This window comes from Aneurinibacillus sp. XH2, from assembly GCF_001439585.2.
Taxonomy (GTDB): domain Bacteria; phylum Bacillota; class Bacilli; order Aneurinibacillales; family Aneurinibacillaceae; genus Aneurinibacillus; species Aneurinibacillus thermoaerophilus.
Genome location: NZ_CP014140.1, coordinates 1939832 through 1955201 on the forward strand (window position 1 = coordinate 1939832; position 15370 = coordinate 1955201).

Genomic DNA, 15370 nt, shown 5'->3' on the forward strand with positions numbered 1-15370 from the left:
ATGAAGCCTTCAGAAATGATTACGGTGTTTGAAGATAGAACTTGTTATGTTAATCTTACGCCAGAGCAAACTAAAGAGCTTCAGTCTTTTGAACGGATTTGGGGTAGCCAAAATTTTATTGTACGTTCAGATCATCGAGTATTGTTAAAGAAATATGTTGGCTTTGTGGCATCTAAAAATTTACAAATACAAATTCTTCCTAAAATTTTCCGGGATGGTGAATCAAGAGAAATAGAGGCAGAGAAGGAGCATTCTATACAATTATTGTTTCGCCTTCTTACTTACTCAAACTATTTAAAGGTAAAAGAAATACCTACCCCAAAGATGGTTTCAAAATATCAAAATGATATTTTGGAAATTTTTATAGCGATCTTTATTAAAGAATTTCTTAACCAATTCAAGGTAAATGTTCATCGTCAATACGAGCCAATTGAAGAAAACACACAGTTTATTAAAGGGAAAATCATTTTTCAAAAATCACTGCTAAGAAATCGTGATCTAAATTATTTGCATTATGTAATATATGAAGAATTTACGGAGGATACTCTACTAAACCAGATTTTTAAAACTACTATTGAAAGACTTTTACGAATAACAAAAATAGCTGAAAATAAGAAAAGGTTAAAAACAGGGCTATTGTATCTACAACATGTCCAGACAATAAAATTAAACCAAACAATATTTGATAAGATTCGTTTTAATAGATTAAATCATCAATACCTTCCGCTATTTAATTTATCAAAATTGTTTTATTATAATGAACAAGCTGGCATGTCTAATGGGGATGAATATACATTTACATTTTTAGTTCCTTTAAATGAATTATTTGAATATACGGTTTACAAAGCTTTAAAAGGTTTAGAGGAGTATTCAGTTCTCTATCATAAGCCTCAAAAATATCTAGATAAAAAGAATAAAGCATTTATGTTAAAACCAGATATAACTATTTTTAAAGATGGAAAAGTCGAAACGATTATTGATGTAAAATATAAAAATCCTATTCATGGCATAGACGTAAATGTGTCACAAGCAGATATTTATCAAATGCTTTCGTATTCACTAGCATATAATTGCAAAAACATTATCTTAGTTTATCCGATGTTCCGTATTAATAATGGATATATAAATCCTCTTGGTAAATATGAGATTGAAACGGAAAATGGGATAGTTAAAATAACAATTATTCATGTTAATATTTGTAGGGATAATTTAGATGGAATTTTAAATGATTTAATGGAATATTTAAAAATATGATGATATTGGTTCGAGCTATAAAAAATATAAAGTGAAGACTGAATAGAATTAGTGCTGAAACTAGAACAGTTCCTTTGAGGTGACAGACCCGCTTTTTGCAAGATTTCTATAAATATCTTATGTAAACCACGTGGGTTCAGTTTTTCGCCGTTTTTATTTAAAAATACCGGTTGGAAAGGATGGGGCTGATATTCTTCTAAACTTCCCATGGCTTTATGTGCATTAATCAATTCTCTAAAACCTTATTTTATAAGGTTTTTTATTTTTATGCACTGACTTTTATGTCGTAAAATTTACGACATAAAAGTCAGTGCATAACTCCTCATTTGTCGTTACCAAGCAATAATACTCCTTTTATGAAAAATGATCGTACCGACAAACCTAACGTATAAAATAGGCATCCAAATGGTAAAAAGGGAATTGCATTTTATATAAGTGAATAATAATATAGTTATAAGATTATATAATTGGAGGCGAATATATTGGAGCGTTCTCTTGAAGAAATGATTGAGGTATTAAAACTAACTGCAGACAAAACACGGCTTACCATTTTATTACTTTTACAAGAAAAAGAATTGTGTGTATGTGATTTAGTTGAAATGATTGGTATTTCTCAGCCAGGAATTAGTCAACATTTGCGAAAAATGAAGCAGGCAGGATTAGTACAGGAACGCAAACAAGGAACATGGATGTATTATCGATTAGATGAATCGGCTCATCCGGTGGTTCAGGCTATTCTGCAGCATGCACCTTCCCTTAAAGAAAAACTGGAAGTGTATGAAAAACAAAGAAATTCGATGATGTGTGAAAGGGAAAACAACGGCTAAAAGGAAAGTGATGAAAATGATCGAAATTCCCGTTCGTAAACGGATGTCCTTTTTGGATCGCTATTTAACTCTCTGGATATTCGCAGCCATGATTATTGGGATTGGAATTGGCTATTTTTCTCCAGATTTTGTGCAAGGGTTGAATAAATATCAAACTGGAACCACATCCATTCCTTTAGCGATTGGACTCATTTTGATGATGTATCCGCCGTTAGCCAAAGTTCGTTATGAAAAAATGGGGCATGTATTTCGCAATACAAAGATATTAGGGGTTTCTCTTTTACAAAACTGGGTTATTGGACCCATTCTTATGTTTTTATTGGCCATTCTTTTTCTCCGTGATTATCCAGAATATATGGTTGGTTTAATCATGATTGGGCTTGCTCGTTGTATTGCCATGGTGATTGTTTGGAATGACCTTGCGAAAGGAGATCCTGAATATGCCGCAGGACTTGTTGCATTTAACTCCATATTCCAAGTGTTCTTTTACTCCATTTACGCGTATGTGTTTGTTACGGTTATTCCAGGATGGTTTGGCTTACAAGGCGTTGTCGTAGATATTACCATCAGCGAAGTTGCAAAAAGTGTCTTTATTTATTTAGGTATTCCTTTCCTTGCTGGTATGCTAACGCGCTTGGTATTGGTGAAGGCGAAGGGCAGAGAGTGGTATGAAAAAGTATTTATCCCTAAAATTAGCCCCATTACCCTCATCGCGTTGCTCTTTACTATTATTGTTATGTTCTCGTTAAAAGGGGATGTCATTGTTCGACTGCCACTTGATGTAATACGGGTTTCTATTCCGTTACTCATTTACTTTGTGGTCATGTTTTTTGTATCGTTTTATCTCAGTAAAAAAGCAGGGGCAAATTATCCGATTGCAACTACTCTAGCCTTTACTGCATCGGGAAATAACTTCGAGTTAGCCATCGCTGTGGCTGTCGGAGTGTTTGGTATCAATTCTGGTGCTGCTTTTGCAGCTGTCATTGGTCCTCTTGTAGAAGTTCCAGCCCTAATTGCTTTAGTGAATGCTGCATTCTGGCTTCAGAGAAAATACTTTAAAGAACAAAAAATATAAGGAAAGAGGAAATACAATAAATCCTAAGGAGAAATAATCATGACAGATAATAAAAAAATCATCTATTTCCTATGCACCGGTAACTCATGCCGTAGCCAAATGGCAGAAGGATTCGGGAAAAAATATTTAGGCGACAAGTATGATGTCTATAGCGCAGGGATTGAAGCTCACGGATTGAATCCAAACGCTGTAAAGGTCATGGTAGAAAAGGGGATCGATATTTCAAATCAGACCTCCGACATTATTGATCCAGAATTATTAAATAAAGCTGATTATGTGATAACTCTCTGTGGTGATGCAAATGATAAATGTCCAATGACTCCTCCTCATGTAAAGCGTGATCACTGGGGATTTGATGATCCTGCGAAAGCTACTGGAACGGAAGAAGAAAAATGGGCATTCTTCCAGCATGTACGTGACGAAATTGAAAAAAGAATTCAGCGTTTTGCCCAAGAAGAAAAATAAAAATTTAAGGCTGTATGGAATCATTCCTAGTATACGCAGCCTATGGTGGCATCTAAATACACAGATAAAAATAATATTTTTTTGTGAGTTATGCGTATACATTTATGTCATAAAATCGTGACATAAATGTATACGCATTAAAGAGGAATAAAGATAGTTTTATGTCAATTATGCTCATGTGTTTATGTCGCAGAATGGGGATGGTTTTATGTCGTCATATAAAGAACTTGAAGAGGGGAGAGTTATTGGGACGATTGAATTTTATTAGTTTACATAATATATATTATCGGACGCAATAGAAATAAATCTTAAAACTTAAGATTTATTAAGATTTTGAGATAAAAAATGAAAAATGTAAAAAGTAAGTATTAAATTTATTTAATGTTCCCGCGCGCAGACTTTCAATTTAGCTATAGCTAGTGATTAGCGTTGTCTACGGCGCGGGAAATATCATTATCCCAAATGATGCTTATGCATCCACAACACGCCCGATTTAATTACATTCGGTACTTTTCCAAGTAGCACATTCCCATTTACAAGGCCGAATCCTGTTTTCTTTCCAAGATACCCCAACACGCCCTTTAGTTTAATTGGCTCTGGAAGATACTCACGACCTTCCCATACAGAAATGAAATATTGTCCGAGTTGCTTACCTTGAATATGCGCAAGTTGGGCGCTCGGAGCAAATTCCGAGCTCGCACAATCCCCGATAACAAATATGTCATTATAATACGGAAGTTCATAGTTTTCTTTCACGACAATACGAGTTAAACGATCGGCGTTACTATAAGCCAGAAGCGGACTTGCAACCGGATTCGGTTTAATACCTGCAGCCCATACGCACATATCGTATTCCATCCATTCCTGTACAGGCCCATAATATATGGCCCTTTCATCAATCATCGTCACGCTTACATTCGTCATTACTTCTATAGAATTATCTTCCAAATGTTGGCGCACATACTTTCGGATGCGGTCTGGTAACGTCGACAATACTTCATTCGAACGCTCCATCAATATAATTTTCAAATCGGGATGTTGTTCGCGCAAATCGCTGGCAAACTCGATCCCGGAAAGCCCTCCGCCAATAATTGCTACACAGCTTCCTGGAGGTAACTGGTCAATTTTTTTTCTCGTCCGCATCGCCTGGCCAAAAGTTTGAATGCTTTCTGTATATTTTTCCGCCCAAGGTACGTTGAAATAGTTGTCTACGCATCCAAGCGCAACGATTAACTGGTCAAAGGCCACTTCGTTGTTTTTGCATATTACTTTATGATAGGCAACTTGAATTTCCTCGACTTCATCAAGAATATAATCGACTTGGCTATGTATAGGAAAAGCTGCTTTGACTTTGTTTTCGTTCAACGATCCACTGGCCAGCGCGTAATATTCTGGCTTAATAGTATGACAAGGCAATCTGTCGATAACTGAAATGCACACATCAGATGGTATATGTGGCAATATAGTGTTGATAAAGGCCATACCTCCGTAACCGGCACCTAGTACAACAATGTGCTTGTTCATGACGCTTGCTTTTCCCCCTTCTTTCTGCCTTTGTCGATTGTTTCCGTCATTCATTTTTCTTCTTTTTTATCATACTTTTTTTTATCATACTTTCTCGTCCTTCTCTTCACAACTTTTCTATTGATTTGTCTGCTTCGTCGCCTTCTCCCATAGTAGGAGGTTCATAAGAATAAAGAAAAAATAATCCCACCTTCAAGAACAAGAATAAGAAAGTATTCCTTTGCATGAAGGTGGGATTATTACATCAACACACTGTTCTAGAATAAACGCTTTGCCCCATAATATTGGTAATTTTTAAAGTACCAGTCTAAGGTATCAATGCGCACACTTTTTGATGCGGCATGCGCCATTTTGTTGTCTCCTATGTATATGCCCACGTGAGTAATATAGCCTTTTTTCTCCGAATCAAAGAACAGCAAATCACCTGGTTTTAATTCATCTTCTACAGCTTGTCCGACTTCAAACTGCTCCTCAGAAGTGCGAGGCAAATCGACACCCATGGATTTAAATACATATGCCGTAAAACCACTGCAATCAAATCCTTCTGGCGTGGTTCCGCCCCATTTGTACGGAATACCAAGGAGCTGATTAATAAGTGCATTCATCTGGCTTGGTTCGTATGTTCTTGATTCAGAACGCGAAGTTTTTTCTTCCCTTTCCTGGTTCAGAGCCAATGTTGGCGTTTGCCGAGCTACTTTTGCAGTGTTTGACGATTGTTGCCCGCGCGTAGCTACCACCGAGCTTCGTTTGGTGGAATTTGCCGCCACATAATCGGTCGAAATACCGCTCGTTTCATTTCTGGAGGATAATGAACCTTTGCCATTTCCAGTTGTTTGTTTTTCTGTCCCTGGAATTGTTAGAACTTGTCCGACCTTAATGATATCGCTTGTCAATTTGTTTACCTTCTTTAATTCCTCTATCGAAACACCAAACCGTTTGCTTACTTTGTACAAAGTATCATCCTTGCCAACGGTATAAGAGGCAGCCGATACAGGCGTGACAATAGCCATGGACAAAAAAGTTGCCAACGCTAATCTTCTCATTGCTTTCACCATCCCCATGTTTATCTATTTTTCTATTATCTGTTTCTTTATTTTTCTATTTCTCTGTTATTTTTCACGTTACAAAAGCGACAAATTACGGGCGAATAGTAAAAAGTATGTACCGATTATATTCTTATTCTAGCTTTATTCACGAAGAATGGGTATTGTTTTTTTAAGAAAAATATGCATTAAGTACAAAATACCTATCGAAACCGTTTTGCGAATGAATAGAAATAATCTCTAAAATCTATTAAATGAAAAAGAATGTATTGCCCTTTTCATAAAACTGACTATATTTTTTGCAGTCGAACACTATCCCTTTCTGTTATCCTTTTTTAATTTTCTACTTCACTCCAACGATACTCACCTCTCATAACTAAGCTTAAAATCATGTTAACATAAAAATTACGTTCTCAACCTCAAAAACAAAAACCACCCGCTTTTCATATGATTCGTTTAAAAAGCGGGTGGTTGTATATGTATTTTGTGTCTGTATTTTTCTATCCAATTTGGTTCATTATAATGATACCAGACTGGTAAAAGTTCCGTTACATACTTTTTCATCTTCCCGTATTCTCGCCGTTTTTTCCGACTTGCTGAGCGGCTATATGCTCACGGAAGCGACGATGGACGGTGGCTCGCGACGCTTCGTATCCCAATCCGCGAAGCGTGAGGGCAATCTCTTCGAATGTAAGTTTTTTGCGGCGCAACTTAATGATTTCGTCAATCGGAAGTTCATTCCGTTTGCGCCCGCCTTGGTCAGTGTTTTTTAAATTTTTCTCTGGACGGTATCCTTTTGCAATAGCACGTTGCATGCCACGTGAAATTTTATGGTTGGTTAGTCTGCGCTGATATTCTTCCACAATCGCGAGAATTTCCAACACCATGCCCTCCATTTCACTTACCTGTAATTCTCCCTGATTATCAAGCGAGAACACTTTGCCACCCAGTTTGCGGATTTGGTGAAGGGCGGCAATTTTACTGTTGCCGCGTCCCAGCCGTGATTCATCCTGAATGACAATCGCTTCGATCTCACCGTTTGATAACGCTTCAAGCAGCGTCAGAAGTCCGGACCGTTCCATGTCAAAACCGCTTTCTTGTTCAGAAATTTCATGGACAATTGTCCAACCTTTTTGTGATGCATATCGCCTCAGCTCTTCCATCTGACGAGCGAGGCTCGTTTCCTGCTCTTTGCGCTCTGTACTTACTCTTGCGTATAATCCTACTCTCATTTTTTCACCTACGCTCTTTTCTTTATGTAAGGGCAAAAAATCCCTCCAACATATGCGGAGGGACTGTATCAGTGTTTATATTTTCTTGGCAAGGGCCCTATTTCCCTTCCGTTTTCATCCACTAAACGAATCAATTCGAGATTTGCTTTAAGCGAACGGCGAACTGCCTGAATATATTCATTACGTAGCGCTTTTTGTTCCGCTTTCTCTTTCTCCGTAAGCCCCGTACTTTTCGATTTAGCGGCAAGTTCATTAATCCGTCTAATTTTCTCTTCGGTTACCATGCCAGTCATATCCCCCTCTCTATAATAAGTATAACTTGAGGTTGTGAATAAAGGAGACCGGAAGTGTCCATTCATTATAGCATGGTTTCCTCGAATGTCAACTGCCCTTATTTTACTAGACCTTATCAAAGTAAAGATACTCTGCATTCTCTTTAACACTTACACGGGGTTTCCCTTGTTGATTTTTGCTTCATCGTCCTTGCAACCTATGATCACCACAAACGTTTTCGTTATTTAAATATTTAATCAGAATTTAATAAATATTTTATCGAAAGGGATGACTTATTATGAAGCTGTATTTCATCAACAGCATTAGAACTAATAATTTTAATGATGAGCAAATGATGGAGAAAATCAAAACTATGTGGGGAGAAGCCTCTCGCAAACTGAAAAACCATCAAAATAGTGTATATGGAGTTTATTATGATTACGAAAGTGACTATAAAGGAGATTATTCATTAAGCGTTGCAATTGAAGATAATAATGGGAAATCTTTTATTGAAATACCGAATAACGAGAAATATGAAGTCTTTAAAGTAGATACCACTGACGAACAAGGTATCATTATTAGTTATTAATCAACAATATTAGTTAACATAGCCGAAAATAAAAATCCCCGCCATCCATAAGGACAGCGGGGTATTTTTTACCACATAATATCAAGAAAAATCTTACTATTAATAGTATGTTAATATAATAGTTATATTTATTTACATTTATGTATATTTTTAGACGAAATTCTCCTTAATTCACTCTCTTATTGTCATTTTACACAGAATTTTGATGAAATTTTTTTATATAAATAGGAAGAAAAATACATTAATATATTGTTAGGAATTTCTATAAGTTTCAAAAAATTAAAGAGGTGATGAATCAATGAAGAAAAAAGTTTTAGCTACATTATCTGCTCTTTCTCTATCCATTTCCTTAACACCAGCCGCTTTCGCTTCTGAACAATCGATTTCACCTGTTACAGAACATACAGTAGTATCGGATTCCAAAATAGCATCAGATACTTTTTATGAAAGATTAAGGGTTGGTAGCACTTCTCGCGAGATTTACGGTTATAGTTTCGTACCTGAATACGGTTGGCCGGATGTTATTGATATCCGTCTTTATGAGGATAAAAATGGACTTACTTTCGCAAGGGTAAAAGGCGTGGCGCCGGGTGAAGCGCTTGTTACTGTTGATATAGGAAATGGTGAAAAAAGATATTACTATTTCACCGTTAAAAAGAATTAAGGGTTAGGTCTATATATACACATGTATATAAAGATTAGAAAGAAACAGCCTCAAAATAAATAGGCTGTTTCTTTTTAGGTAGGCTAAAAACATAGGAAGGGTTTCTTTTGCAGTGATAAATGTGAGATTTCAATTCCTTATAGGTAAGCTACAAACCATTTTACATGAAAACACACATAAGGAATATAAAGGAAAATATTTTTGTGAATTAATGCGCATCCGATAATATTCCTTATGCAAAAAAAGCAGTTCCTTTAGAAGACTTAGAACTGCTTTTTTAGTGTATCTATATTTACTGTAGGGGATTAAACCTTAAACTTGGTCACTTCATTTTGTAATTCCTGGGCAAGCTTACTTAGAGAATCCGCAGAAGCTGTAATTTCCTCCATTGATGCCAGCTGCTCTTCAGAGGCTGCGGCAACTGCCTGTGTGTTCATTGATATATCTTTCGAAATACGTGTAATCTGGTCTATAGAGGCTGTCAACTGTTCTGCACTTGCGGATATTTCTTCTGTTGCTGCTGATACTTCTTGTACCTGATTAGTAACCTGCTGAATGGAATCCAAAATGTGACGGAAAGCCTCTCCTGCCTGATGTACGATTGCAGATCCAGACTTGACTTCTTCTGTTCCTTTTTCCATTACACTTACAGCATGTCTCGTGTTTTCTTGTATGTTCTGAATTAAGACTGCAATTTGTTCGGAAGATTGTTTGGATTGTTCTGCAAGTTTTCTTACTTCATCTGCAACAACAGCAAATCCTTTTCCGTTTTCACCTGCCCGTGCAGCTTCAATTGCAGCATTAAGCGCCAGGAGATTTGTTTGATTTGCAATGTCACTAATAACCTCAATAATTTTTCCAATCTGCTTTGAGTTTTCTCCTAAATCTTTAATTACAGCAGCAGCTTCCTGCACGGAAAGATTTATGCTTTCCATTTGTTGTATCGTTTTAACTATGATCTGATTTCCTTGTTCAGCCTCGTGTAGCACCTCTGTGGATGATTCTGAAACTGTGGAAGCTGATTCAGCAATACGTTGCAATCCAGCTGCACTTTCTTCCATCGCCTTTCTATTTTCTTCCATACTTTTCATCTGGACATCTGTGGCGCTAGAAATATCTTGAATAGACGTAGCTACTTGATTGGCTGCCTCAGCAGACTGTTCAGAACCTGCATACAATTCCTCGGAAGAAGTAGCTACCTGTTCGGAACTTATACTCACTTTACGAATTAACTCCCGCAAATTTTGCTTCATGTGATTAAACGAACGTGCCATTTCCCCAATTTCGTCTCTGTTTTTTATATGAATATCAGAGATGGAAAGATCGCCTTCTGCAATTTGTTTCGCTGCTTCTGCTACTGCTATAACGGGTTTAGATATAATGCGGCTGATATAAAAAGCAATAAGCATTCCGATTACTAACGTAACAATCGAAATCATGAATACAACGCTTTTAACATTTGAGACTTTAGCAGACGTTTCCTGGCTCCCTTTATGTAATGAATCCTGCTGGTATTTTTCTAACTGTTGCGCTTTTGCAGCCAATTTCACTCCTATAGGCGTTCCCTTTTCCTTCATAAGCGCAATGTAGCCTTCTACATTACCTTGTTTTTTGTACGCAGCTATTTGCTTAGCTACTTCTTCGTACTCAATATGAAGCTGATTTAACTGTTGCAAAAGGGTTTGAGCTTCTTTCGACTTTGTAATCTTCTGCATTTGGTTTAATAGTTCCAAGAATTTACCTTTGCTTTCCTCATAACTTTTGAAATCCGAATCATCACCCGAAATTAAATATCCCCAAACCGCTTTAGCTTCTTGTGCTGACAAATACTTCAGCTCTTTAGTAATATTAAGTTTTTTGACTCGGTCATCAATTAAGTTAGAGTATGTATTGTTTACGGATGAAATTTGGTAACTGCCAATTGCCGCTATCATCGCTAAAAGCAAAAGAACAGCAAAAAACCCAGAAAACAATTTCTTGCTTATACTCATTTCTTCCTCTCCTCCATGAATGAATATGTATCTATTTTACACTCTTTCAATAAATAATAGTACCTATTTTAAGTAGTCGTAAATACCTTGTTTAATGAATTTGAGTACATGAAATTCATACAAATTCTTGCCTGTTTGATAATGCCATTTATATTCATAGTGTCTGATACTGTCCACTATGGTAAACTCATTAAACACAAAAAGCCGGAATTCGGCCAAATTCATCCGTTTAATGAAGACTCGTTCTCGTCAGCACGACTTTAACACTATGTCTCTTTGTCTATATGTTCCATGAGTTTCTGCTCGCGTTCCCGTGCTTCTTTCTTAGTGGACAATAATAACCAAACAAAAAGGGCCGCGAACGGCCCCTGTTGAAACAAAATCTTCAGTAAGCTTTCTTCCATCCTTATATTCCTCCTCACCCCCTGTTGGGGAAAATAAAAAGCCGCTAAAGCGACTGTGTTCAGGTATATTCCCTCATTATTTGTGTCCAAGCTTGTTTATTAGGAGGGATTACCGTGAAAAAATTTTTATTTTCATTATTGTTAATGATTTTGTTCTTTTCTTTAGCTATTGCATTTTTGCTAACGAAAGAAACAGAAGTAATCGTCGCTCCAATAAATAACGGTAGTATTATCAGTCAAGTTACGGGGCCAGATACTATTACAATAGTAATTCCATAATAAAAACGCCTCTTCCGATCTGGAAAAGACGCTTGTTAAGCTGAATATGGCTCATTCGTAATTTGTTGATACTCATCAGCTGTAATCCATTTTGCACCAACAAATACTTTTACATCATCCGTTGTATAAAATCCTTCGTCAAAATACATTTTTACTGCGCTATACCAAATAGACATAAGCAAAAATCCCCCCATTACGAGCTAACGTAAGCAATAAGGTCTTTCCACTTATAAACTGAAGTTGAAAAAACCAAATTGGTATTTGCTACAAAAAATAGGACGGGCCTTGTTGAAATGAAAGGTGAAATCATTGATTATTTTTTACAATTCTCTCCCCTTCCTTTTTAGGACATATTAAACTCAAAGATTTAAAGCCAATGCATCTTCAAAAACTATATAAGAAGAAACTAGATAATAGCCTTTCTTCTAACTACATTCGTAATATACACTCTATTATCAGAAAAGCACTAAACGCAGCAACAGAGTGAAATTTTATCCCAAAAAACATCGCTTCATTAGCCAAAGCTCCACGGCCAGAGACAACCAATATTAAAACTTGGACATTAGAACAAGCAAACTACTTTTTAGAAGCTATGAAAGGAAACAGCAACTTTATTATATATCTCCTAGCAATTTATACCGGAATGCGCCGAGGAGAAATTCTTGCACTGCGTTGGCAAAATTGTAACTTTGATGAAAAGAAAATCAGCATTCGACAAACGTTATATCGTACAGGCGCTAGCAAACTCCAGTTTCAAGAGCCGAAAACTAGAGGCTCCAAAAGAGTTATTTCTCTTTCCGACTATGCTGTCGCTTGCTTACGAAAACATAAGGCTGAACAAAAGGTGGTCAAAATGTGGTCATTTGCCTATTTTTAAGAAAAAAAGAAGAGAGAACCTCTTATATATCAAGCGTTTTCTCTCCCCACAATCTTTTTTACTTTATTTAATCGGAATAATAATATGATCACCTGGATGTACAATGGCGCTGTCAAGCTTGTTCTCGCGCTGGATATAAAATAATAGCTCGTTAATGGACATGCCAGCCTTCTCATTATAACGATCAGCGATCGACCAGAGCGTATCGCCAGCTTCTACTATCACCTCAACACCAAGTGGGTTCGCTGGCTTATCGTTTCCGCCAATAGATGCAAACACAAGATTTGCCATGCCGAGGATACCCATACCGATAATAATTCCGATAAGTAATGATTTCTTGTTCATCTTCATCGTACTATCCCCCTTCTATTGTTTTCGCTTTCGTTATTGAGAGTTTATGCTTGTCTATGTATAATAGAACTGAATGAAAAAGAACATTTGTTCTTAGTTGTATATCAATATATTAATCAGAACAAGCGTTCTTGTCAACAAAGATTAGAACTTATGTTTGTATACTAGAACAAATGTTGATATAATTAAGAACAAGGAAGATTTCATAGAAAGAATGGGGTGTTAGTATGAAAAAGCTGTCCAGCCGTCAACTTGCCATCCTTGATTACATAAAGAAAGAAGTCAGGGAAAAAGGCTATCCGCCGTCCGTACGTGAGATCGGTGAAGCCGTGGGCCTCGCTTCCAGCTCTACGGTTCATGGACACTTGGCACGCTTGGAGAAAAAAGGACTGATTCGCCGCGATCCGACAAAGCCGCGCGCTATCGAAATTTTAGACGGGGAGCGCAATGAAGCTACAGACGCGTCCGTTAAGACTGTAACGATTCCCGTATTGGGGAAAGTTACGGCCGGTATGCCGATTACAGCGGTGGAAAACATTGAGGAATACTTCGTGTTGCCGGAAAACATGGTTGGAAATGATACGGTCTATATGCTGCGTGTGCAAGGAGAGAGCATGATTGATGCCGGTATTTTAGACGGGGATTACGTCATTGTTCGCCAACAACAAACCGCCAACAATGGGGACATTGTCGTGGCGATGACAGAAGAAAATGAGGCAACCGTTAAACGTTTTTTCAAAGAAAAAAATCACATTCGCTTGCAGCCAGAGAATCCGACGATGGAGCCGATTTTGCTTCCTGCAGTTACCATTCTTGGCAAAGTAATCGGGGTATACCGCAACATTCATTAAATCTAGAGAACTAAAGAAAGCAGCCTTTAAAGGCTGCTTTCTTTAGTTATGCGTGTTTTTGGCAAAAGAAATAATACCAACTATACAGGTTTGAATTTAAGTTTTTATTGACGTCAATAGCATCTGTAGCTATACTTTAAGGTAATATATCACATCTTTATACTTGGTTTTCTTGTTCTTATCAAGAGTGGTGGAGGGATTAGGCCCAATGAAACCCAGCAACCGGCGGATGCATTCGCAAGGTGCTACATCCTACAGGACATTTTGTTCTGAAAGATAAGAAAGGATCTTTTCTTCTCCTCCTTTCTTCTCTTCAGAAGAAAGCTTTTTATTTATTGAAGGAGGAAATAATATGGAACGCAGTATTACCATCGTGTATCAAAGTCTTGAACTTGTCGCCAGTGTGCATTATCCATGCGCAGAAAAAAGGAAACAAAAGGAGAAATGCTGGCCTGTAATTATTATCTGCCATGGATTTGTCGGTAATCGGATTGGGGTTAACCGCTTATTTGTTAAAGCGGCGCGCAGACTGGCAGCGGAAGGCTATTTTGTTCTGCGCTTCGATTATGCTGGATGCGGAGAAAGCAATGGCGAATACGGTTCTTACGGCATCGATAGTTTTATTGAGCAAACGCGTTATGTACTTGATTATGTACTAAGCATCGATTGTATTGATAAAACACGTGTGTTCTTGCTCGGCCATAGTTTGGGCGGTGCCATTGCCCGCTTGACTGCAGAACGAGATACGCGGGTAAATGCGCTGATTCTTTGGGCACCGGTAGCCCATCCGTTCGCGGATATTACCCGCATCATCGGCAACGATGCATATGAAGAAGCAATGCGAAACGGCGAAACGGAATACAGTGGCTACCGTCTTAAAAAAGAATTCTTCATTTCACTTGCAGAAGCACAACCGCTTGTATCTGGCGCTGGTTTTCTTGATGATGCACTTATTTTGCACGGGACACGCGACGAAGTCATTCCGGTTGACGCCTGCTATTTGTATGAAGGCGTATTGCGGCAGCAGATTACAGGGGAATGTCGTGCGATCACGCTTGAAGGGGCTGATCATACGTTCTCTACCATTTCTGCCTCCGAATTGCTTTTTGCTCATACCTGCTCTTGGCTACAGCAGCTTGAAACCCGGAAAAAGAATTGGAGCGACTGGATCATATGATAGTTGGGAAGGAAAAATGATCAAGTTTTTCGATTCTCAACTTTTCCTTTTCACTAGCTTGGTGGCGATGTGGTGGGACCCCAAATTATTGACTATATCAAAAACTTTAAGGACCAAAAAGAATAGTGCCCCAAATAAAGTAAAAAGGCGGAAAAAACAAAATAGCCATGGCTAAATTACCCCAAAGTCCTAACTTACTTAAATAGTTCATTTGTTTATTTTTTTCAAAGAAAAAGGCAGATATTCCAATTAGTAAACCTATTATATTACTTCCATAAAACAACACCCATTCAGATCCAAATAAGCGAAAACCACTAAAAAAGGCTATTATGGAAAAAACTAAAAACAAAAAAGAAACCAAACCTACAATATTACATGGAGATTTAATTTGATTCATAACAACACCTCAATCATTAGATTTAAATTTATTATATATTATAATTCAAGGAATTTTATCCAAAAAAAAGAAGTAGTGTTTAATACACTACTTCTGT

At 37.3% G+C, this 15370-nt stretch carries 19 protein-coding genes and 1 riboswitch; of the genes, 10 read left to right on the forward strand and 9 right to left on the reverse strand.

The window, feature by feature from the left end:
• The 4 genes from ACH33_RS09665 (at position 1) to arsC (ending at position 3621) form a co-directional block, all read left to right on the forward strand.
• On the forward strand, positions 1–1254 hold the full coding sequence (locus tag ACH33_RS09665) for an McrC family protein (RefSeq protein ID WP_057898836.1): 1254 nt from the start codon (positions 1–3) through the stop codon (positions 1252–1254).
• A gap of 482 nt (positions 1255–1736) precedes the next feature.
• Positions 1737–2081, forward strand: coding sequence for an ArsR/SmtB family transcription factor (locus ACH33_RS09670; protein WP_236781848.1), 345 nt, complete (start codon positions 1737–1739; stop codon positions 2079–2081).
• A gap of 10 nt (positions 2082–2091) precedes the next feature.
• Positions 2092–3156 carry an ACR3 family arsenite efflux transporter gene (gene arsB / locus ACH33_RS09675; protein ID WP_057900320.1) on the forward strand — a complete coding sequence of 355 codons (1065 nt, stop codon included), beginning with the start codon at positions 2092–2094 and terminating at the stop codon, positions 3154–3156.
• Between the two features lie 39 nt (positions 3157–3195).
• Complete coding sequence (gene arsC, locus ACH33_RS09680) at positions 3196–3621, forward strand: arsenate reductase (thioredoxin) (RefSeq protein WP_057898837.1); 426 nt, start codon at positions 3196–3198, stop codon at positions 3619–3621.
• Positions 3622–4074: 453 nt separating this feature from the next.
• On the opposite strand, the gene ACH33_RS09685 is transcribed toward arsC, so the two are convergent.
• From ACH33_RS09685 to ACH33_RS09700, 4 genes are all read right to left on the reverse strand, one after another.
• Positions 4075–5145, reverse strand: a complete 1071-nt coding sequence (locus ACH33_RS09685) for an NAD(P)/FAD-dependent oxidoreductase (RefSeq protein ID WP_162265020.1) — start codon at positions 5143–5145, stop codon at positions 4075–4077.
• A 257-nt stretch (positions 5146–5402) separates the two neighbouring features.
• Positions 5403–6188, reverse strand: a complete 786-nt coding sequence (locus tag ACH33_RS09690; RefSeq protein WP_057898839.1) for a C40 family peptidase — start codon at positions 6186–6188, stop codon at positions 5403–5405.
• 560 nt (positions 6189–6748) lie between these two features.
• Complete coding sequence (locus ACH33_RS09695) at positions 6749–7420, reverse strand: YneB family resolvase-like protein (protein ID WP_057900321.1); 672 nt, start codon at positions 7418–7420, stop codon at positions 6749–6751.
• Positions 7421–7488: 68 nt separating this feature from the next.
• Entirely contained in the window at positions 7489–7713 is a 225-nt protein-coding gene (locus tag ACH33_RS09700) for a DUF896 domain-containing protein (RefSeq protein WP_408863321.1), read from the reverse strand.
• A 278-nt stretch (positions 7714–7991) separates the two neighbouring features.
• Here ACH33_RS09700 and ACH33_RS09705 point away from each other — a divergent pair, with 278 nt between their 5' ends.
• Both ACH33_RS09705 and ACH33_RS09710 read left to right on the forward strand, forming a co-directional pair.
• Positions 7992–8282, forward strand: coding sequence for an AraC family transcriptional regulator (locus ACH33_RS09705; RefSeq protein ID WP_175493681.1), 291 nt, complete (start codon positions 7992–7994; stop codon positions 8280–8282).
• Positions 8283–8580: 298 nt separating this feature from the next.
• Positions 8581–8946, forward strand: a complete 366-nt coding sequence (locus ACH33_RS09710; protein WP_057898841.1) for a hypothetical protein — start codon at positions 8581–8583, stop codon at positions 8944–8946.
• Positions 8947–9251: 305 nt separating this feature from the next.
• On the opposite strand, the gene ACH33_RS09715 is transcribed toward ACH33_RS09710, so the two are convergent.
• Together ACH33_RS09715 and ACH33_RS18680 are read right to left on the reverse strand one after the other, a co-directional pair.
• Positions 9252–10937: a methyl-accepting chemotaxis protein gene (locus tag ACH33_RS09715; RefSeq protein WP_057898842.1), complete on the reverse strand. Its 1686-nt coding sequence runs from the start codon at positions 10935–10937 to the stop codon at positions 9252–9254.
• A 266-nt stretch (positions 10938–11203) separates the two neighbouring features.
• Positions 11204–11341 (reverse strand): BhlA/UviB family holin-like peptide, encoded by a 138-nt coding sequence (locus ACH33_RS18680; protein WP_082705978.1) that lies wholly within the window; start codon positions 11339–11341, stop codon positions 11204–11206.
• A gap of 114 nt (positions 11342–11455) precedes the next feature.
• Here ACH33_RS18680 and ACH33_RS19250 point away from each other — a divergent pair, with 114 nt between their 5' ends.
• Positions 11456–11620, forward strand: a complete 165-nt coding sequence (locus tag ACH33_RS19250; RefSeq protein WP_156424038.1) for a hypothetical protein — start codon at positions 11456–11458, stop codon at positions 11618–11620.
• Between the two features lie 35 nt (positions 11621–11655).
• Here the strand turns inward: ACH33_RS19250 and ACH33_RS18685 are convergent, their stop codons facing one another.
• Positions 11656–11796 (reverse strand): XkdX family protein, encoded by a 141-nt coding sequence (locus ACH33_RS18685; protein ID WP_082705979.1) that lies wholly within the window; start codon positions 11794–11796, stop codon positions 11656–11658.
• Positions 11797–12167: 371 nt separating this feature from the next.
• Between ACH33_RS18685 and ACH33_RS09720 the strand changes: the two genes are divergently transcribed.
• Entirely contained in the window at positions 12168–12497 is a 330-nt protein-coding gene (locus tag ACH33_RS09720) for a site-specific integrase (protein ID WP_257721605.1), read from the forward strand.
• A gap of 63 nt (positions 12498–12560) precedes the next feature.
• Here ACH33_RS09720 and yneA read toward each other — a convergent pair whose 3' ends face one another.
• Positions 12561–12848 (reverse strand): cell division suppressor protein YneA, encoded by a 288-nt coding sequence (gene yneA / locus ACH33_RS09725; protein WP_057898844.1) that lies wholly within the window; start codon positions 12846–12848, stop codon positions 12561–12563.
• A 227-nt stretch (positions 12849–13075) separates the two neighbouring features.
• On the opposite strand from yneA, the gene lexA reads away from it, so the two are divergent.
• Positions 13076–13699 (forward strand): transcriptional repressor LexA, encoded by a 624-nt coding sequence (gene lexA / locus ACH33_RS09730; RefSeq protein WP_057898845.1) that lies wholly within the window; start codon positions 13076–13078, stop codon positions 13697–13699.
• A gap of 175 nt (positions 13700–13874) precedes the next feature.
• Positions 13875–13982: riboswitch (SAM riboswitch) on the forward strand.
• A 69-nt stretch (positions 13983–14051) separates the two neighbouring features.
• Positions 14052–14876 carry an alpha/beta hydrolase gene (locus ACH33_RS09735; RefSeq protein ID WP_057898846.1) on the forward strand — a complete coding sequence of 275 codons (825 nt, stop codon included), beginning with the start codon at positions 14052–14054 and terminating at the stop codon, positions 14874–14876.
• Positions 14877–14982: 106 nt separating this feature from the next.
• Here the strand turns inward: ACH33_RS09735 and ACH33_RS09740 are convergent, their stop codons facing one another.
• A complete protein-coding gene (locus ACH33_RS09740) occupies positions 14983–15273 on the reverse strand; it encodes a hypothetical protein (protein ID WP_057898847.1) in 291 nt (96 codons plus the stop codon).
• Positions 15274–15370: the final 97 nt, after the last annotated feature.